The following is a 19,149-nucleotide window of genomic DNA, read 5'->3' on the forward strand; positions in this document are numbered from 1 at the left end:
CGGGTAGCGGTACCGTTGACGGGGTGAGACTCTCCCCCAGCAAGACGAAACGCCGTATCCGCATGTTCTGCGTCGCCGCCGTGGCGGCGAGCACACTCGCAGCCTGCTCCGGCGGCGACACCGGCCCGGACCCGTCGACGCAGTCGGGCGGCCAAACCAGCGGTGACACCGTACGCATCGACCTCGATCCGCCCCGCGTCACCCTCCTCGATCAGGGATCCGCCGAGCAGGTTCTCTCCTACGCTGTCCCGGATACGGATGCACCGATGCAGGAAGTCCCCGTCGGACTCGGCGGAGGCTTCACCACGCTCATCGACTCCGGTACCGGAACGGAATCCCACCCTCCGGCGGAACCTAACGATCTCCCGGTTCTGGACATCGCCGCGACGGCGACCGTCCGCCCCGTGGATGGCGAGAGCGTCACCGCTGGTGACACCGGCGCGACCCGGGAGGTCACGGTGGTGGCGACGGCGCCCCGATTCACCGGTGGTGAGGCGGCTCTGAAGTCTGGGGACGACCCCGACATCGATTGGGACGCCGAGCTCGCGGGGGCCGACGGGTTCACCGTGAGCTATGCGACGACCCCGTCGGGCAAGCCGGTCACGATGTCGCTGTACGCCCCGGATTCCGCTTCCGACATCGGACGAGCCGGAATGGAAACCAGGTTGGGCAACCTCGTCACCCTCGCGGTGGTGTTCCCCGACAAACCAGTGGGGCCGGGCGCCCGGTGGACCGTCGAGAGCCGGATCACCGGCTCGACCACAATGCTGCAGACCATGACCTACACACTCACCGAGCTCGACGGGAGGACGGTGGGGCTGGACGTCGAGGTGGACCAGCGTCCCAGTATCGGCGCACTATCCCTCGACGCCGTCCTCCCGCCCGCCGACGCGGACGGGTCTGCCGGCGAGCTGCGCGTCGAGAGTGCGGAGACCTCCTCTACTGGGCACCTGGAAATCGATCTCGACGATCCACTGCCACGGTCCGGGAGCATCGTCTTCACCACCCGGATCATCTACGCAGGTGACGACTCGGAGATCCGGGTCGTCCAGGACAGCCACTCAGCGGTCTACTTCGACTGATCCCGGATACACCAGGGCCCGGCCGCATCTTAGTTGAAGGTGCGGCCGGGCCCTGGTGGTGGCACCGTCGACGTTAAGGTGCCACTGATCCGCTACTGGGCCGGAGCTTCCGCAGCCGGTGCCGCCTCCGGATCCTCCGCGGGTGCCGCCGGGTCAAGGGCGGGCGCTGCCCCGGTGCTTTCCTCGAGGCACATCGGCGGGACCTGCTCCGGGGGAACGGTGTTCGTAATGAGGGTGCACGCCCAGCTCTGGGAGAGCTGCCATGTTCCGTCGACGTAAACGAACTCGACGTTCTCGGCGACCTGACTCGGCCGGTCCGGGAGGGTGAAGTTCACGGTGGCGAGGACGGTGCCGTTCTCGTATCCCGGAAGAACCGGGGGAACCACCTGGAAGTCGGCGCCCGATTCCTGCTTGGAACGGGTCATCGTCTCGAAAAGTTCAGGGGCGTTCTCCCCGCCCTGGACGGTGCGGATCTTCTCCTCGACGGACGCGTCGGGGTTGGTCGCCGTGGCGAGGATGGCGTTGAGCTCCTCGGCCGTCGGCTGCTCCTGAGTCGGCGCCGCGACGGAGCTCGGTGCTGTGCTGGAGGACGCCGAAGTGGCTGTGTTGTCCGCTGCCTCGTCATCTCCGGAGCAGGCGACGAGCGACAGGGCTGCGACCACCGCTGCTGCGGGGGCCAGGTGGGTACGAATGTTCACGTTGTCTCCTCATGGGGTAGGACGCCCGGTACCTCGTTCGATGTCCACGGTCGGACGCTTCGGGAGCCGGGTGTCCCAGCGACCCGCGCGGCGCATCCCCGTGGCGGGCGTACGCGGCACTGATCTTAACAGTGTGCCTGATGTAAACAGAAGTTACGCGGGTTGCGTACGGTTCTCCGGAAACAGTCATACTCCACTGGTTTCACTATCCAATATGGCAGTCTTGTTCTCATGAACGAGCAGCACCGACAAGCAGGTTCCCCCGACAACTCCCCGAAGAAGATCGTGGTGATCACCACCGGCGGGACGATCGCGTGCACCACAGACCAGGACGGTGTTCTTCTCCCCACCGTCGCAGGATCCGATCTCCTCGCACCGGTCGCCGCCCGCTTCGATGCCGCGGACGTGACATTCGACGTCCGGGACCTTAACCGCCTGGACTCATCCTCGATGACCTTCACCGATATCGACGAGATCCGACGCGCGGTGGATGAGGCATTGACCGACCCGGATGTCGCCGGGGTGGTGGTCACCCACGGTACGGACTCGATGGAGGAGACCGCTGTCGCCCTCGACACATTCCACGCGGACGACCGGCCGGTGGTGCTCACCGGGGCACAACTCCCCCACGACCATCCCGATGCGGATGGCCCGCTGAATCTGCTGGATGCGGTCAATGTCGTCACCTCCCCGACCGCCCGCGGAATCGGGGTCCTCATCGTGTTCGGTAGGGCCGTTCTGCCCGCCCGTGGCGCGATGAAATGGCACACCACAGATGAGCTCGCGTTCGCGACGAACGCCCCCGAGGAACCCACGCGGGCGGACCCCGTTCCCGCGGTTGATCTCGCGGACGTTGTCGTCCACATCATCCACGCCTACCCCGGGGCGCCACGGGAACTCGTCGACTCGGCTCGCTCCGCGGGCGCGGACGGCCTCGTCATCGAGGCGATGGGGTCGGGGAACATCGGTACCGGGCTCGCCGCAGGGGTGGGCGACGCACTGCGTGAGGGCCTGCCGGTCGTGATCAGCACCCGGGTACCCCGTGGTGAGGTCCGCGGTAGCTACGGTGGCGCCGGCGGCGGTGCAACGTTGAATTCGCTCGGCGCGGTGGGATCAACCTATTTCCGTTCCGCACAGGCACGGGTCCTGCTCGCGATCGCGGTCGCCTCCGGGCGGCATCCGGCAACCTTGTTCTGATCTGGCTCCGGCCAGTCTGGACCGTGACCGTCCGACCCAGCCGGTCACCGCTTCAGCGGAATCCCCTGTGCATCCGTCGAGACAGACCCGGTCAACAGCTTGATCAGGTCGACGAACTTCCAGACGACCGACGGGATCAGGAGAAAGAACCCGAATCCGAAGGTGAGCAGGAAGATCAGGAAGGCGCCCCCGTACAGCGCGAGCTGCACGGTCCCGGTCTGTTTCTGCCCGATGTAGAAGTTGTGGACTCCCAGTTCCCCGAAGAACAGACAGAGAAGAACAGCAGCCAGCCAGGATTTCTGCTCCCCACCGAACTGGTTGTACCCCATGGCCGGAGCCCCGTACCCCGGGTTCGGCGGTTCATACGCGAGCATCTGCCCGCCATAGGCCGGATTCTGCGGTCCGTCGACGTGCGCCTGCGCGTCGTACGGCGGATATCCCCCGTCGTACGACGATGGCATCTTCACGGGATCCGCGCCCGACGGGGCGGATTCGGACGCCGCCGCGTAGTCCCATCCCCCGGACAGCTGGTCGCGCCCCGACGCCTGCGGATCATATCCCGCGGCCCACCAGTCCCCCGACTGCGACGCCTCCCCGGCATCCGGGTGCGAGGTGTGAGAATCAGACAGCGGGGCGTCATCCCATCCCAGCGGAGTGTGTGCATTCGACTCTGCCGCCCTCTCCGCGGAGGATCCTTCGCCGGCGGGCTGCCCGTATTCGGGTCGGGACGGGTCGTTGTCAGTCATCGAGTCTCCTCATGAGCGTGTCGCGTCAGGGTCCACCGGTCGGATCGCGGTCCACCCGGTCGAATATGCGGAAAACTCTACTTCATTTGCACAGCAGGTCAGCCACAGGCTTGCCGAGCACCGGCGTCGCGGCCGACTCACCACCACCCCGGCCTCCCCGCCGGGAGTACGCCGAGACAGCGCTCCCAGGTACCCGATACCCCACATGCCTCCCGGACATTCCCGTGGGTTCTTCCCGCGGCACCGACACCGGTGAGAAGCCGCGACCGTCACCCCCCGACACCGTCGTCGTCGAGGGCGTCGAACCAGTCATCCCAGTCCAGGGAGTCGAGGGGATCAGCCGCGCCGAGAAGCGGATCGTCCTCGGCGAAGTTCCGGGTCCTACCCAGTTCGGTGGTCCTGGTCTCGAAGCGGACCGAGACGATCCCGTGGCCCGCCCCCTGCACCCAGCCGTGCCCGTACTCGGGGTGGTACACGTCCTGGGTCGCCTTCCACCTCGATTCGGGTGCGGGTTCCGTCACGGTCAGCACCGGTGGCTCATTGGCGGAACCGCGCACGCCGACCTCGTAGTCGGCGTCCGGTTCGGGGACCGTGATCCGCTGGTCGAGCTCCGGGAAGAGAACGTTCTGGCGGGCGTGTTCGAGCCCGGAGAAGCTCACCCCGACCAGCCTGATCGGGCCGACCTCGTCCGGGTAGCGGGCCAGGTTGTGGGCCACGGCCACGAGAGTGGCCTTCTCGTCGGTCGTGTACGGCAGGGACTGCGAGCGGGATTCCGTACGGAAGTCGGCCATCTTCAGTTTCACGGTCACCGTCCGGGCACCGCGCCCGTCTGCGAGGAGTCTGCGGTGTGCACCTGCGGCGGCCCGGTCGATGGCGTCGTCCACCTCCGCGACCGTGGTCAGGTCCTTCGGGTAGGTGTGCTCGGAAGAAACCTGTTTCGCGACGGGACGGGGGGCCACCGGACGGTCGTCCTGACCGCGCGCGAGTCGCCACAGGGCGACCCCCACCGTCGATCCGAGGCTTATCCGGACCTCCGCTTCCGTCATCGCGGCGAAATCCGCGATGGTGTCCACACCGAGCTGGTGGAGTTTGGCTTCGGCGACCGGCCCGATCCCCCAGAGCTTCCGGACGGGCAGCGGATCGAGCATCTCGCGCTGTCTCTCGACGGGGATGACGTAGACGCCGTCGGGTTTCGCCTCCCCGGAGCCGATCTTCGCGTATTGCTTCCCGGAACCGGCGCCAATTGAACACGGGAGCCCGGTCTCTGCCTTGACCTCCGCGCGGAGATTCTCCGCCCAGTCCCGGACCTCGTCCGGGGTCGCACCCACCAGGTCCGGGGGCTCCATAAATGCCTCGTCAATGGAAAGCTGCTCGATGATCCCCGCGTGCCGCCGAATCACCTCGAACACCCGTCGTGAGGCGGCCGAATAAACTCTTCCACGCGGTGTGATCACCACAGCCCCGAAGCCGACGAGTTTCTTCGCATGGTGCATGGGCATCGCGGAGTGCGCCCCGAAGGAGCGCGCCTGGTAGGACGCACCGGCCACAACTCCTCGCCCCGAGACACCACCGACCAGCACGGGACGACCCCGGAGAGTGGGACGGGTCAGCTGTTCGACGGAGGCGTAGAACGCATCCATGTCGACGTGCAGCACCCACCGTTGCATGGGGCTCAGCGTATCGCGAAACGAACATGTGGGCGAATGCGCGGCAGGGGCCATCACCCATCCGGTGTCCCGACACGGGCCGGGCGCCCGGGGCAGATGACCCGCGGGCGCCCAACTTTCCGTGATGCCGGATGGATCAGGCCTTCGCCACCACCGCGGTGACCCCGGGGACGATGTCGTGCACGTCGGCGGCGAGATCCCCGGTGTGGACCTCGAAGCCGGTGGCGAGAACCTCTCCGGCGATGAGCTCGCGGTGACGCTCCGCCCACTCCAGCTTGTCCGCGGGAACAGACAGTTCGACGGTGATCCGGTCGGAGACCTCGAACCCGCTGGCCTTGCGGGCGTCCTGCAGGCCACGGACGATGTCCGCCGCCCAGCCCTCGGCCTCGAGCTCCGGGGTGACCGTCAGGTCGAGGACGACCAGGCCCTCGGCTCCGTCGACCTGGGCGGTGGACTCCGGGTCGGCGGCCTTGAGGCGCTCGGTATACTCGTTGGCCTTCAGCTCGACGCCGTCCGCGACGACGATGTCCCCCTCCCGGGTGTAGTTACCGGACTTGACCGCCTTGATCACGCGCTGAACGTCCTTCCCGAGACGCGGCCCGGCCTCGCGGGCGTTGACGACGACCTCGAAGCGGCCGACGGAGTCGACGTCGTCGGTGAGGGCGACCTCCTTGACGTTGACCTCATCCCGCAGGATGGAGGTGAACGGTGCGAGCAGATCGGACTCCGGCATCGCCACCGTGAGCTTCGGCAGCGGCAGCCGGTTGCGCAGCTTGTGGGACTTGCGCACGGAGCTCGCCGCGGAGCACACTCCCCGGATCTGGTCCATGGCGCGGACGAGGTCCTCGTCGACGGGGAAGTCGGCGGGGTCCGGGTAGTCGGTGAGGTGGACGGAGCGGCCTCCGGTGAGACCCCGCCAGATGACCTCGGTGACCATGGGGAGCAGTGGGGCGGCGACGCGGGTCAGTGTCTCGAGCACGGTGTAGAGGGTGTTGAACGCCTCGGGATGCTCGGTGTCACCGGCCCAGAACCGCTCCCTGGAGCGGCGCACGTACCAGTTGGTGAGGGCATCACAGAACCAGCGGACCTCGTCGCAGGCGCGGGCGATATCCGTGCCGTCGAGGGCGTCCCGGACGTTCATGACGAGGTTGTGCAACTTGGCCAGGATATACCGGTCGAGGACGTTGTCGGAGTCGGTGGACCACTCCGCGGGCTTCGAGGAGTACAGCTGCAGGAAGCTGTAGGCGTTCCACATCGGCAGCAGCGCCTGCCGTACACCCTCGCGGATGCCCTGCTCGGTGACGATGAGATTGCCGCCGCGCAGGATCGGCGAGCTCATGAGGAACCAGCGCATCGCGTCGGATCCGTCACGGTCGAAGACCTCGTTGACGTTCGGGTAGTTGCCCTTCGACTTGCTCATCTTCAGTCCGTCGTCGCCGAGCACGATGCCGTGGGCGACGCACTTCCGGAAAGCGGGCTTGTCGAAGAGTGCGGTGGAAAGGACGTGCATGGTGTAGAACCAGCCGCGGGTCTGTCCCGAGTACTCGACGATGAAGTCCGCCGGCCAGTGGGTCTCCACCCAGTCCTTGTTCTCGAAGGGGTAGTGCTTCTGGGCGAAACTCATGGAGCCGGACTCGAACCAGCAGTCCAGCACCTCGGGAACACGGCGCATCGTGGACTTCCCCGTCGGGTCGTCGGGGTTCGGGCGCGTCAGCTCGTCGATGTGCGGTCGGTGCAGGGACTCGGGGCGACGTCCGAAGTCACGCTCAAGTTCGTCGAGTGAGCCGTAGACGTCGACGCGGGGGTACTCCTCGGAGTCGGACACCCAAACCGGGATGGGGGAACCCCAGTACCGGTTGCGGGAGATGTTCCAGTCCCGGGCACCCTCGAGCCACTTGCCGAACTGGCCGTCCCGGATGTGGGACGGCATCCACTCGATCTCCTCACGGTTCAGCTCCACCATCCGGTCACGGAACTTAGTCACGGCGACGAACCAGCTCGGCAGCGCCATGTAGATCAGCGGCTCTCCGGAGCGCCAGGAGTGCGGGTAGGAGTGCTCGATCGTCTGATGCCGCAGCACTCGGCCCCGGGCCTTGAGATCCCGGATGATGTCCTTGTTCGCGTCGAACACGAGCATGCCCTCGTAGTCGGGCACCTGGGCGGTGAACTTCCCGTCCATGTCGACCGGAACAACGACCTCGACGTCATTGGCCTGACAGATCAGCATGTCATCCTCACCGAAGGCGGGGGCCTGGTGAACGATGCCGGTACCGTCCTCGGTGGTGACATACTCGGCCTCGAGGATCTGGAATCCGTTTTCCACGGGGAAGAACGTGAAGATGGGCTCATAGGTGAAGCCCACCAGATCCGAGCCCGCGAAGGTCGCCAGCACCTCGTGATCCTCGCCGAGTTCCTTGGCGTACGCGCCGACGAGTGCCTCAGCGAGGAGGATAGTGCGGCCGGTGAAGTCAGCGTGCCCGGTCTCCCCGATGCGGACCAGGACATAGTCGACCCCCGGGTTGACGGCCAGCGCCGCGTTGGAGGGCAGCGTCCAGGGGGTGGTGGTCCAGGCGATCGCCGCGGCATCGGCGAGTTCGGGATGCTCGGCCAGCGTCTTCTCCGCGGCCGATCCCTCGAGTGCGCCGGTGAGCGGCATCGTGATCGTCAGGGTCGGGTCCTGGCGCATCTTGTAGGAGTCGTCGAGGCGGGTTTCCTGGTTTGACAAGGGGGTGTGCTCAGCCCAGGAGTAGGGAAGGACACGGAATCCCTGGTAGATCAGGCCCTTGTCGTAGAGCTCCTTGAACGCCCACATGACGGACTCCATGAAGTCCGAGTCCATGGTTTTGTAGCCGTTGTCGAAGTCCACCCACCGTGCCTGCCGGGTGACATAGTCCTTCCATTCCTCGGTGTACCGCAGGACGGAGGAGGCGCAGTAGTCGTTGAACTTCTCGAGCCCCATCGACTCGATCTCGCCCTTGTCCTTGATGCCGAGCTGCTTCTCGGCCTCAAGTTCGGCGGGCAGGCCGTGGCAGTCCCAGCCGAAGACCCGCTCGACGCGTTTCCCGCGCATCGTCTGGAAACGCGGCACGATGTCCTTGACGTAACCGGTGAGCAGGTGTCCGTAGTGCGGCAGACCGTTGGCGAAGGGCGGGCCGTCGTAGAACACGTATTCCGGTGCCCCGTCACGTTGATCGATGGACTGACGGAAAGTGCCGTCCGCACGCCAGAAGTCGAGTACGGACTTCTCCATGTCGGGGAAACGGGTGGATCCACCGGTGAGATCCACCTTCGGGTAGACACCGCCAACTGGGTTATTCATGGGCGTTCAACGCTCCTTGCTTCGAGGACAATCAATGAAAGGTGCTCATCGTGTGCGGGGACGCCCCGGATCAACCGGCACGCGGTACCACCCTGCTTGGGCATCCGTGGATGCCCCACTTGATTGTCTTCGAGAAGGTCTGTCACGGTCCCACCCGTCCGGTTCTACTGGGCCCCACGGTGTGCTCACCGTGGGGCTGTTCTTCCGGATGGCTCCCCGGTGATGGCCGGATCGCTGCCTGGCGTGCTCCCGGGTGAGGGAAACACAGCGCGTGGAAAGTATAACGCACGTAGTCCGCCGATCAATCCTCCGACAGGTCACGCCGCCGCCGACGTTTGATCACGATGTCCGCGATGAGGAATCCGAGTCCTACCACGGCAACGACGATGAGCAGCCACGAGTAGACATCCGACCCTGACTGGACGGTCATCACGAGGAGCCCGAAACCGACCAGGGCGGTGATAAGGGCGGCGATCAGCATGGTTTTCCTTCTCGACGGGTTGAGCGGATAAACGAAAGACGACAGCTCTCCCCCGAGCGTTCATCGTCCGGGAGAGACCTGTCGTCTGGGTGAGACGCGTAGTGGGCGGCTAGGCTTGGCCCTCGTTATCTCCACCGTTGGGGGCCGCGAAACCACGGCTCGACAGTTCCTCGAGCTGGCTCTCAAGGAAAGTCTTCATGCGGGTACGGTACTCCCGCTCGAAGGTCCGGAGCTCGGCGATGCGGGCTTCCAAGACGGACTGCTTGTTCTTCACAGTCGCCATGATCTCGGTGTGCTTGCGCTCGGCATCAGCCTGCAGCGCATCGGCCTTGTCCTTCGCCTGCCTGAGCTGCGCCTCAGCCTGTGCGTTGGCATCGGCGACCATCGACTCGGAGGTTTTCTTGGCCTCAGCGACCATGGTGTCGGCCTTTTTCGTCGCCTCGTTCACGAGCGTCTCCGCACGGGAGTTGGCCTGGCCGATCTTCTGCTCGGCCTCGGAGTTAGCCTTCGAGAGCCTGTCAGAGGCCTGCTTCTCAGCATTGGCGACCATAGCCTTCGACTTCTGCGTCGCCTCGGAGAGTTCCTTCTCCGCTGCGGCATGAGCCTCATCGAGCATCGACTTGGACTCGTTTCGGGCGTCGGCCTGGATCCGATCCGCAACCTCCTGTGCGAGCCCGAGCACGCGAGCTGCCTGTATCTGACTGTCGGCGCTGGAGGTAGTGGTGGCTGCTGCAGGAGCCGCGGACGAGGTCTTGGCTGCCTCCGCTTTAGCTTCAGCGGCCGCCTTGCGGGCCTGCTCCGCCTCTCCGCGAGCCTTCTTCGCGGCTTCGTTCGCCTCAGCGAGTTTGCGCTCGTAGTCAGCGCGGATTTCTTTCTCGATCTTCGAACGAAGTGCGCCCTCATCCACGCCGACAGAACCGGAACCGGCCTGCTTCAGTTCGTTGTTCGCTTCCTCGACCTGCTGCTGCAGGTCCTCCTTCTCGTCGATCAGACGACCGAGGGTGTCTTCGACCATGTCAAGGAACTGGTCGACCTCGTCCTCGTTGTAGCCACGCTTTCCGATCGGCGGTTTGCTGAAAGCGACATTGTGCACGTCGGCTGGAGTCAGCGGCATGGACGGTTCCCTTCGCTCGTTGGTGGACCCTGGTGACACTTCGGTGTATCGGGCCCCTGGTGCCCACAGTGGTCATCTGTGGCTCATTGACTGGCCCAATATTACTTCGAATTATGAGGAAAGTATACCTGGGCGTTTCTCCGTGTCGAAATAACTCGGATATCTTCGCATCCTAAAAATTCTGGGGCTGGGAATTCCACGCCGTCAGAGCATCATGCCGAGAACGATCGCCGCAATCCAGAGGATGAGGAAGAGGACGATGATCGACATGTCGAGGGCGACATTCCCCATCCGGAGCGGTGGGATCACCCGGCGCAGTGCCTTGACCGGCGGATCGGTCAGGACGAACAGGGGTTCGGCGAGATATGCGAACCAGCGCGGTGGCCGGAAATTCCGCGAGAACGAATGAATCATCTCGACGATGATCCGCAGGACGAGAATGTAGCTGTAGATCCGGATTAGCAGCAGTAAAAACAGGATGATTGAGTTCACCGGTCCGAGCCTATCGGATCAGGGGCCGGACACGCGACACCCCCGCATCCGGCTGGGTTCAGCGGTACTGCGGGGGTGTCTCGGCCACGGAAGACGCCTAGTTGTGACGGGATACGCCGATCAGGTGGAGGAGCCGGGTTAGCGGAGTCCTGCGGCGTCCTCAAGCTCGGCGATGGAGACCTCGACATCGTCGGGTATCAGCGCGAAGGTCAGCGGGGAGAGCTTGCGCATCTCTCCGCGGAGGGCGAAGACGAGCCCGGCGGCAAAGTCGATGACGCGTCGCGCCTCGTCGCGGTCCATCGCATTCAGGTCGATCACCACGGCGTCTCCAGCACGGAAGGGTTCGCCAACCCGGGTGCACTGCTTGAAGCTGACGAGCCGGACGGGAACGATGGTGGGGGCATACGACTGGGGCTCGTAACTGGGACGGGCCGATCCATATCCGTAGCCACGGCCAGCTGTTCGTGCGGCAGGAGCATAGTCATCTTCGGGGGCGGGGTCTCCGTAGTCGGCGTCATCGCGGTAGTAGGCCGCATCGTGCGGTCCCTCCTCATATGGCGCCAGCCCGAAGAACTCCTTGAACTTCTTGACACTCGACATGTAACTTCCTTTGCTTCTCAAGGGACGTCGGCTAGCGCGTCCTTCGGTCATCTCCCACTGCGGTTTGCCACCACCCTATCCACGGGGTCCGAGAATCGCGGTACCGACACGCACGATTGTCGAACCCGCCGCGACCGCTTCCCTGAGGTCCCGCGACATCCCCGCGGACAGCTCCATCTGCCGCTTCTCCGCGGAGACTAACCGGTCACGGAGATCCGCAGCCGCGGCGAACACCTGGGCCGGTTCGCTTCCTACGGGGGGAACGCACATCACTCCGGAAAGGAGGAGGTTCGAACAGCCCGACACCGTGTCCAGAAGCTCATCAATCCCGGATTCGGGCACTCCCCCACGGTTCGGATCACCGTCAAAGCTGAATTGAATGAGGACGGGCAGTGGTTCATCGGAGCGCTGTCCGCGATCGATAGCGAGGCTAGTCCCCCGGTCGAGTGCCTCGGCCAATCGGCAGCTGTCAAGCGAGTGCACCGCAGCCGCGACCCGGCAGGCGGCGTTCGCCTTATTCGTCTGGATCTGTCCGATGAGGTGGACGGCGACGTCCGGGAACAAGGTGGCCTTCTCCACGGCGTCCTGGACGCGGTTCTCGCCCACCGCATCGATGCCGAGATCCCGCAGGATCCCAATGTCGGACGCGGGGTGGAACTTCGTCACCGGCAGCAGCCGTATCTCCTCCGGATCGCGTCCTGAGTCACGGGCGGCCGAGTGGATCGCCGCGCGGACCGAGGTGAGACGCCGGGCCAGATCTTCACTGCGGGTCACGGACTCTCCCCGGGCATCCAGATCAATCCGGCCTGACGACCGGTCGTTCCCTCCCTGCGGTAGGAAAAGAAGGACCGGTCCGCGACGGTACACCGGAGATCGGCGTCGATGTGTGTGACACCGAGCTCGGCGAGCTGTAGGGAAATGCCGATCCTCAGGTCCGCGCCCCAGGTTCCCGTCGCGGTGCGGGTCCGGACGCCGGGAAGCCTCGATTCAAGGTCCGCGAGAATGGGCTCCGGCAATTCGTAGTTCACGCCACTCGCGGCGGCACCCATCCAGACATGCAGACGCCCGGGCTGTGCACCCAGGTCGGTCATCCGCGCCACGGTACGTGGGATGATCCCGTTTCGTGCGCCGATCCTACCGGCGTGGACCGCTGCGATGACACCCCCATCATGGTCACTGATCAGCAGCGGGACGCAGTCCGCGGTGAGGACCGCGAGGGCGAGCCCCCGGGTCGTGGTCACTAGTGCGTCGGTAGCGGGTACAGGTTCTTTACTCGGACCGTCAACAACGGTGACCGTCGGGGTGTGCAGCTGCTCCATCCAGACGATCCGGTCGATGGCCAGATCGACGGACCGCGCGAAACGCTCCCGGTTTGCGGTCACCGCGGCCGGGTCATCGCCGACATGATCGGCCAGGTTGAAGGATGCGAACGGCCCCCGGGAGACTCCACCGGTGCGGGTCGTGAAGACTTTCCGCACGGGCCGGTCCGCGACCTCCGTTCCGGGATTCCCGGATTCCTGGTCCATGATTTTCACCCGTCAGCGGAGGAAGTCCGGCACGTCCAGGTCATCAGCGTCGTCGTAGTCGTCACGGCGACCGCGCGAGCTGGTGAACATGCCACTTCCGGGCCGTTCCGTCGAGGGCCGGTCGGAGCCGAGGCGGTGACGGGCGGAGTCAGCGCGCTGATCGTAGTTGGAGCTGTCCGCGCGCTCGGCGAGCGAACGATCGGCTGCGGTGTGCTCATCACGGTCTTCTCCCCCGAAGAGCGACTGGCCTCGCGTCGGCTCCGGCGTGGGTGTGGTGGCGGTGGTCTGCGCCGGGGCAGCCTGTGGCGCGACCTGACGGCTCTGGTCCGCCGCATTGGATTCGAAGTCGAATCCGGCGGCGATCACCGTGACCCGGACCTCGTCACCGAGGTTGTCGTCAATGATGGTTCCCCAGATGATGTTCGCGTCCTCGTCGGCCTTCTCCTCGACGAGTGCGGCGGCCTCGTTGACCTCCTGCAGGCCGAGGTCTGAGCCGCCTGCGAAGCTCAGGAGGACACCCTGCGCACCTTCCATGGTGGATTCGAGGAGCGGGGAGTTGATGGCTTGCTCGGTCGCCTCGACGGCGCGGTTGTCGCCGCTGGCGGAGCCGATGCCCATGAGGGCGGAACCGGCGTCAGCCATGACGGAACGCACGTCCGCGAAGTCGACGTTGACCACGCCGGGCGTGGTGATGAGGTTGGTGATGCCCTGGACGCCGTTGTGCAGGACCTCATCGGCGGTGCGGAACGCCTCCATCATGGAGAGGTTCAGGTCGCCGAGCTGGAGCAGGCGGTCGTTCGGGATGACGATGAGGGTGTCACAGACGGCACGCAGTGCCTCGATCCCCTCCATGGCCTGCTTGGTACGGCGCCGTCCCTCGAAACGGAACGGGCGGGTGACCACACCGACGGTCAGCGCTCCCGCTTTCTTGGCGATGTTGGCAACGACAGGGGCGGCACCGGTGCCGGTTCCACCACCCTCACCTGCGGTGACGAAGACCATGTCGGCGCCTTTCAGGCAGTCCTCGATCTCGGACTTGTGGTCCTCGGCGGAGGTGCGTCCGACATCGGGGTTGGCACCCGCTCCGAGACCTCGTGTGGCTTCGCGTCCGATGTCGAGTTTGACGTCCGCCTCGGAGAACATCAGTGCCTGCGAGTCGGTGTTGACGGCGATGAACTCGACGCCCTTGAGCCCCTCCTCGATCATGCGGTTGACGGCGTTGACGCCGCCACCGCCGACACCGACGACTTTGATGACGGCGAGGAAGTTTTTCGGTGAGGTCATGGTCTTAGGCACTCGCCTTTCAGGTTGTTGGATCAGTGGGAGAAGGCCACACAGCTACGGCACCGTGCGTACAGGGGAAGTTGGTGCTTTCCATAATGTGCGAAAGACACCCGGATGTGGCGGACATCCGCGCGGCGTGTCGGTACCCTCAACCTCAACTTTAAAGTTTCTGACGTGGGAAAACGATGGCTTCCCGTCCGCTACTGACGGACGGTGACCTGCACCGGATCGGACACGTTGTAGACCCGGCCCTCGCGGCTCAGTGCGGCGGACGCCGCCCGCGACTTGTCGTGATTGTTCTCAGGGGCACCCCAGTACACTTCCCGACCGTCGAGGAGAATGAGCGCGATCTCGTACGGTCCGGGGGCGCGGACCCGGGTCACCTGTGCCCGCAGCGGCTCATCAAGGCTCTCGACGACAGCGGCGACACCGGCGAAGAGCTCCCGGTCGTCCTCTCGGGTATCGGTGATCTCCACGGCCCCGACCGGTGGAGCCCCGATGATGAACGGAACCCCCGACGCATCAATCAAGTGGTTCCCGTCGGATCGCGCCGCGTACAGCACCGCGGCTCGTTCGGTGACCTCGACGGACACGGTCCCGGGAAGGTGCCGCTCCACGTGGGCCCGCTCGACCCACGGGAGTGCGGCGACATTCCGTGCCGCACGACCGGCGTCGACCCGCACCATGTTTGCCCCCGGAACCACACCTGTCGCAGCAACGACGTCGCCCTCAGCCGTCTGCTGTGCACCGGTCACGGTGATCTCCCCGACCTTCACCACAGGGATGAACCAGGGCAGCAGGCCGAGGCAGACGATGAGTGTCAGGCCACCGGCGATCCAGGAGACCCGGCCCCTCACTGTCCCAGCTCCGTGAGGATCTCCTCGGCGAGCATCGTGACGCTACCGGCCCCCATGGTGAGGATAATGTCACCTGCTCCGGCGAGTTCAGCGACCGCAGCGGGAACGCGGTTGAACTCCGGCACATAGACACACCGCTCTGCCTGGATGCGGTCTGCGATGGTCCTCCCGTCGACGCCCTCGACGGGTTTCTCCCTGGCGCCGAAGATGTCAAGCACCACGACCCGGTCCGCCAGGGCCAGCGCGGTCGCAAACTCCTCCGCAAATTCGATGGTCCGTGAGTACAGGTGGGGCTGGAAGACCACGATGATCCTTCCGTCCCCGGGTTCACCGCCGAGTTTCTCCCGAGTCGCACGGAGGACGGCGGTAACTTCGGTGGGATGGTGGGCGTAGTCGTCGTACACACGAACCCCCGCGTGCGCCCCGTCCGAACACACCGGTATCTCTCCCTTGAGTTCGAACCTGCGGCGCACCCCAGTGAAACCGGACAACCCCACGGCGAGCTTGTCGGCGTCGGCACCGAGCAACGTGCCCGCGAGCAGCGCCGCGGTGGCGTTGAGCACCATGTGCACCCCTGGGGTGTGCATGTTGACGGTCAACGACCGGCCCGCGACCGAGATGGTCGCCCGGGATCCGAAGGGTTCGGTGGCGATGCCGGTGATCTCCGCACCACACTCGACATCCGGATGTGCCGCGGCCGCAGCGGTGGTGCCGTAACCGCGGACGCAGATCCCCGCGGCCGCGCACCGCTCCCCGAGGGCAGCCGCGTGCTCGTCGTCGAGGCAGACCACAAGCGTTCCGTCGGGGGTCAATCGGCGGGCGAAGTCGTCGAACACCCGGAAGTAGGCCTCAGGCGTGCCGAAATAGTCCAGGTGGTCGGGCTCAATGTTGGTGACCACTGCCACCGTCGGTTCATATCGGAGAAGTGAGGCGTCTGATTCATCTGCTTCGGCGACGAAGATATCCCCCGTACCGTGGTGCGCGTTGGTACCAGCTTTATTGAGCTGGCCCCCGATAGCGAAGCTCGGGTCACAGCCCGCGGACTGCAGGGCCACGACCGCCATCGACGTCGTGGAGGTTTTGCCGTGGGTTCCGGCGAGCAGCAACTGACGGTGTCCTGCCATCAGCTCGGCAAGGAGATCCGACCGGCGAATGACCTCGATACCGGCTGCACGGGCTCCCGCGAGTTCCGGATTGTCCTCCGGGATCGCCGCGAAGGAGGTGACGACCACGGTCGGCGGCTCTCCGAGCAGATCCAGATTTTTCGCGTCGTGGCCGATCGCGATCTTGGCGCCCATCGCCCGCAGTGCGAGAACGATACGGGAGTCCTTCACATCGGACCCTGACACCTGCATGCCTCGGGAGAGGAGGATGCGGGCGACGCCAGACATCCCGGCTCCCCCAATGCCGATCAGATGGACACGGGACAGGTCAGTCATCGTCTACCTCATTGTTGTCGTGGGGAAGTTCAGTTCGTGCGGGCGGCATCGGCCACCAGATCGGCGATTGTCTCAGCTGCGTGTCCCAGGCCGCTGCCCCGGGTCGCCGCGCTCAGCCGGGCAAGGGTTTCCTCGTCGCCGAGGATATCGGTGACCCGGGCCGCGAGTGCGTCTCCGGTGAGGTCGGCGTCGCGGATGAGCTCCGCTCCCCCGGCGTCGAGGACGGGACGGGCGTTGAGCTCCTGTTCACCGTTTCCGTGAGGGAGGGGCACGTAGATCGCCGGGAGACCGGAGGCGGTGACCTCGGCGACGGTCATCGCACCGGCTCTACACACGACGAGATCGGCGACCGCGAGGGCGAGATCCATGGTCTCGATGTACGGCAGGGTGTGCCAGCCCTCACAGGTGTCGGGCGCGGGATTCTTCCGGCCGTGTGCATGGAGGATCTGGTGCCCGGCGGAGGTGATCTGTGGGGCGGCCTCGGCCAGTGCCCTGTTGATGGACACGGACCCCTGCGATCCGCCGGTGACAAGCAGGGTCTTCTTCTCCCGGTCAAGCCCGAACTTCGCCAGCGCTTGGGCGCGCCTCGCGGCGCGTCCGGATTCGCTGAGTCCCTCACCGGACAGACCGGGCCGGATGGGTACCCCCACAACCTCACCGCGAAGGCCCGAGTGCTCGACGGCGTTGAGTCCGGTGCCACCACACCACACCCCAAGTTTGTTGGCGAGTCCGGCGCGGGCGTTCGCCTCATGCACGAAGAACGGTATCCCGAGTCTCCGTGCAGCGAGATAGGCCGGTGCCGCCACGTATCCCCCGAAACCGATGAGTACGTCCGCATCCACCTCACGGAGGATGTCGACGGTCTGTCCGACGGCACGGCGGACCCGGAGCGGTAGCCGGACGAGGTCCATGCCTGGCTTTCGGGGCACGGGGACCGGGTCAATGAGTGCGAGTTCGTAGCCACGGGCCGGAACCAACTCCTGTTCCAGTCCCCGCACGGTCCCCAGCGCAGTGACGCGGGCACCGTGGCGGGTCCGCAGGGCATCCGCGACGGCGAGTGCCGGTTCGATGTGACCGGCGGTCCCGCCTCCGGCGACGACGACGGACAGGGGGGTGCTCATGTGTGATCAGCCTCTTCTGCGGGTGTGATGACGATCGGTCCGGGAGGGTCCTCCGGAGCGCGGCAGGCGCCGTGGGGTCGCTCCGCCAGTGACGCTACCACCGGACGGTCGGGTCGGCCGCTGTGCCTGATGAGCGTCCGCGGGAGGCGGTGAACCGGGACGTGGACGTCGGGTCACCGCTTCAGCGGGCCTACGGGTTGGCCGGTTCTGGTGTGCTACGGAACCCTGTGACCCGGCAGGATCGGGTTCGCGGAGCCAGAGAAACCTATCGATTGCGGGCCGTCCGTAGGACTGCATGGTCGACACCGCCTCGGGTTCGTGCCGCGCCGCACTAGCAAGCAGGCCCATGGATCCGATGGTGATGATGGCGGAACTACCGCCGGATGAGATCATCGGCAGCTGGATGCCGGTCACGGGGAGCAGTCCGACGACGTACCCGATGTTCACGAACGCCTGGGAGACGACGCCCGCGGTGAGGGTGGCCGCGAGCAGTTTCAAGAAGGGGTCAGCCGACCGCATAGCGCAGCGTAGACCGACGATGCCCAGGGCACCGAACAGCAGGATGACGATGGTGCCGCCCACTAATCCCGTCTCCTCCCCGATGATCGCGAAAATAAAGTCGTTCTTCGCCTCGGGAAGGTAGAACCACTTCGCGCGGGACTGTCCCGGGCCGACACCGCTGGTTCCTCCCTCCGCGAGCGAGAGAAAGCCCTGGTAGGACTGGAATGCTTTGCCTCGGACGTCATCGAAGTCACCCAGGAGTGCGTCGCGGTACACCTCGATCCGGTGCGTCCGGTAGTTGCCTTCCCCGTTGCCGCGGAGCGCGGAGAAGATCGCCGTGCCGAGGGCAAGGAGCCCGAACGCGCCCCCGATCCCGATGATGAAGCGGCCGGGGATACCCGCGAAGACGAGTACGAGACCGGCGACGGAGAGGCAGACGGCGGCCATGCCGAGGTCGGGTTGCTGGAGTATGAGGGCCACGATAAGTACGGTCACCGCGCTGTAGTGCATGAAGGGGTTGTTCAGCCAGTGCCGGATGGGTCCGCGGTCGCTCAGGTGGTGGGCCCCCCACACTGCGAGGGTAACCTTGGCGAGTTCCGAGGGTTGGAAGGTGAAGGGACCGAGGACCAGCCACGACCTGGCACCTGACTCGACCAGCCCGGTTCCCACTCCGGGGATCAGAACCGCAACGAGCAGGACGATGGTGACGACGAGCAGCGGGGTGGCGAGCCGACGGATCAACACCGGCCGCATCCAAAGAGCCAGCCACAGGGCCATGTACCCCACGGAGAGGAAGATCATGTGTCGGACCCCCTGGGTCCAAACCCCGCTGTCCAGTGCGGACCACGTGGTGGAGGACGACAGGACCATCACCGCCCCGACCGCCGTGATCAGACCGACAACAGAGAGAATCACGAAGTAGTCGAAAAACGGCCGCGAGAGATAGTCACGGTAGCGGGCGCGTAATCGGTCGGGCGCTGACTGGCTGCGTGGCATGGTGTCCTGGGTCATGGTATTCGGGCCTC

Annotated in this window: 17 protein-coding genes; 2 read left to right on the plus strand and 15 right to left on the minus strand. The window is 65.5% G+C overall.

The window, feature by feature from the left end; translation table 11 throughout:
* Positions 1-23: 23 nt before the first annotated feature.
* A complete protein-coding gene (locus tag JDV76_RS07680; protein ID WP_198736255.1) occupies positions 24-1,082 on the plus strand; it encodes a hypothetical protein in 1,059 nt (352 codons plus the stop codon).
* A gap of 92 nt (positions 1,083-1,174) precedes the next feature.
* Here JDV76_RS07680 and JDV76_RS07685 read toward each other — a convergent pair whose 3' ends face one another.
* Positions 1,175-1,780, minus strand: coding sequence for a WKL family lipoprotein (locus tag JDV76_RS07685; RefSeq protein WP_198736256.1), 606 nt, complete (start codon positions 1,778-1,780; stop codon positions 1,175-1,177).
* 231 nt (positions 1,781-2,011) lie between these two features.
* On the opposite strand from JDV76_RS07685, the gene JDV76_RS07690 reads away from it, so the two are divergent.
* Complete coding sequence (locus tag JDV76_RS07690) at positions 2,012-2,977, plus strand: asparaginase (protein ID WP_198736257.1); 966 nt, start codon at positions 2,012-2,014, stop codon at positions 2,975-2,977.
* 44 nt (positions 2,978-3,021) lie between these two features.
* Here the strand turns inward: JDV76_RS07690 and JDV76_RS07695 are convergent, their stop codons facing one another.
* From JDV76_RS07695 to JDV76_RS07760, 14 genes are all read right to left on the minus strand, one after another.
* Positions 3,022-3,723 carry a TM2 domain-containing protein gene (locus JDV76_RS07695; protein ID WP_198736258.1) on the minus strand — a complete coding sequence of 234 codons (702 nt, stop codon included), beginning with the start codon at positions 3,721-3,723 and terminating at the stop codon, positions 3,022-3,024.
* 269 nt (positions 3,724-3,992) lie between these two features.
* Positions 3,993-5,390, minus strand: coding sequence for a DNA polymerase IV (locus JDV76_RS07700; protein ID WP_198736259.1), 1,398 nt, complete (start codon positions 5,388-5,390; stop codon positions 3,993-3,995).
* 136 nt (positions 5,391-5,526) lie between these two features.
* Complete coding sequence (ileS, locus tag JDV76_RS07705) at positions 5,527-8,709, minus strand: isoleucine--tRNA ligase (protein ID WP_198736260.1); 3,183 nt, start codon at positions 8,707-8,709, stop codon at positions 5,527-5,529.
* A 301-nt stretch (positions 8,710-9,010) separates the two neighbouring features.
* Positions 9,011-9,190 (minus strand): hypothetical protein, encoded by a 180-nt coding sequence (locus tag JDV76_RS07710; RefSeq protein ID WP_198736261.1) that lies wholly within the window; start codon positions 9,188-9,190, stop codon positions 9,011-9,013.
* A gap of 109 nt (positions 9,191-9,299) precedes the next feature.
* A complete protein-coding gene (locus tag JDV76_RS07715) occupies positions 9,300-10,304 on the minus strand; it encodes a DivIVA domain-containing protein (protein ID WP_198736262.1) in 1,005 nt (334 codons plus the stop codon).
* 204 nt (positions 10,305-10,508) lie between these two features.
* Positions 10,509-10,796 (minus strand): YggT family protein, encoded by a 288-nt coding sequence (locus tag JDV76_RS07720; RefSeq protein WP_198736263.1) that lies wholly within the window; start codon positions 10,794-10,796, stop codon positions 10,509-10,511.
* Positions 10,797-10,934: 138 nt separating this feature from the next.
* Positions 10,935-11,396, minus strand: coding sequence for a cell division protein SepF (locus JDV76_RS07725; protein ID WP_198736264.1), 462 nt, complete (start codon positions 11,394-11,396; stop codon positions 10,935-10,937).
* A 75-nt stretch (positions 11,397-11,471) separates the two neighbouring features.
* Positions 11,472-12,170 carry a YggS family pyridoxal phosphate-dependent enzyme gene (locus tag JDV76_RS07730; protein ID WP_198736265.1) on the minus strand — a complete coding sequence of 233 codons (699 nt, stop codon included), beginning with the start codon at positions 12,168-12,170 and terminating at the stop codon, positions 11,472-11,474.
* Positions 12,167-12,922, minus strand: coding sequence for a peptidoglycan editing factor PgeF (gene pgeF / locus JDV76_RS07735; protein ID WP_198736266.1), 756 nt, complete (start codon positions 12,920-12,922; stop codon positions 12,167-12,169). The genes JDV76_RS07730 and pgeF overlap by 4 nt, the downstream gene beginning before the upstream one ends.
* A gap of 12 nt (positions 12,923-12,934) precedes the next feature.
* Complete coding sequence (gene ftsZ, locus JDV76_RS07740; protein ID WP_198736267.1) at positions 12,935-14,206, minus strand: cell division protein FtsZ; 1,272 nt, start codon at positions 14,204-14,206, stop codon at positions 12,935-12,937.
* A gap of 200 nt (positions 14,207-14,406) precedes the next feature.
* Complete coding sequence (locus JDV76_RS07745) at positions 14,407-15,063, minus strand: cell division protein FtsQ/DivIB (protein ID WP_198736268.1); 657 nt, start codon at positions 15,061-15,063, stop codon at positions 14,407-14,409.
* Positions 15,060-16,502, minus strand: coding sequence for a UDP-N-acetylmuramate--L-alanine ligase (murC, locus tag JDV76_RS07750; RefSeq protein WP_198736269.1), 1,443 nt, complete (start codon positions 16,500-16,502; stop codon positions 15,060-15,062). The genes JDV76_RS07745 and murC overlap by 4 nt, the downstream gene beginning before the upstream one ends.
* Before the next feature lie 29 nt (positions 16,503-16,531).
* Positions 16,532-17,623 (minus strand): UDP-N-acetylglucosamine--N-acetylmuramyl-(pentapeptide) pyrophosphoryl-undecaprenol N-acetylglucosamine transferase, encoded by a 1,092-nt coding sequence (locus JDV76_RS07755; protein ID WP_198736270.1) that lies wholly within the window; start codon positions 17,621-17,623, stop codon positions 16,532-16,534.
* Between the two features lie 6 nt (positions 17,624-17,629).
* A complete protein-coding gene (locus JDV76_RS07760; RefSeq protein WP_198736271.1) occupies positions 17,630-19,135 on the minus strand; it encodes a peptidoglycan glycosyltransferase FtsW in 1,506 nt (501 codons plus the stop codon).
* Positions 19,136-19,149: the final 14 nt, after the last annotated feature.

Source organism: Corynebacterium marambiense, from assembly GCF_016342275.1.
Lineage (GTDB): Bacteria > Actinomycetota > Actinomycetes > Mycobacteriales > Mycobacteriaceae > Corynebacterium > Corynebacterium marambiense.

Excerpts from the sequence above, each read along its gene's own strand:
- ileS (WP_198736260.1), bottom strand. The coding sequence starts at position 8,709 with ATGAATAACCCAGTTGGCGGTGTCTACCCGAAGGTGGATCTCACCGGT.
- JDV76_RS07710 (WP_198736261.1), bottom strand. The coding sequence starts at position 9,190 with ATGCTGATCGCCGCCCTTATCACCGCCCTGGTCGGTTTCGGGCTCCTC.
- JDV76_RS07755 (WP_198736270.1), bottom strand. The coding sequence starts at position 17,623 with ATGAGCACCCCCCTGTCCGTCGTCGTCGCCGGAGGCGGGACCGCCGGT.
- JDV76_RS07725 (WP_198736264.1), bottom strand. The coding sequence starts at position 11,396 with ATGTCGAGTGTCAAGAAGTTCAAGGAGTTCTTCGGGCTGGCGCCATAT.
- JDV76_RS07715 (WP_198736262.1), bottom strand. The coding sequence starts at position 10,304 with ATGCCGCTGACTCCAGCCGACGTGCACAATGTCGCTTTCAGCAAACCG.
- ftsZ (WP_198736267.1), bottom strand. The coding sequence starts at position 14,206 with ATGACCTCACCGAAAAACTTCCTCGCCGTCATCAAAGTCGTCGGTGTC.
- JDV76_RS07760 (WP_198736271.1), bottom strand. The coding sequence starts at position 19,135 with ATGACCCAGGACACCATGCCACGCAGCCAGTCAGCGCCCGACCGATTA.
- murC (WP_198736269.1), bottom strand. The coding sequence starts at position 16,502 with ATGACTGACCTGTCCCGTGTCCATCTGATCGGCATTGGGGGAGCCGGG.
- JDV76_RS07700 (WP_198736259.1), bottom strand. The coding sequence starts at position 5,390 with ATGCAACGGTGGGTGCTGCACGTCGACATGGATGCGTTCTACGCCTCC.
- pgeF (WP_198736266.1), bottom strand. The coding sequence starts at position 12,922 with ATGGACCAGGAATCCGGGAATCCCGGAACGGAGGTCGCGGACCGGCCC.
- JDV76_RS07695 (WP_198736258.1), bottom strand. The coding sequence starts at position 3,723 with ATGACTGACAACGACCCGTCCCGACCCGAATACGGGCAGCCCGCCGGC.
- JDV76_RS07690 (WP_198736257.1), top strand. The coding sequence starts at position 2,012 with ATGAACGAGCAGCACCGACAAGCAGGTTCCCCCGACAACTCCCCGAAG.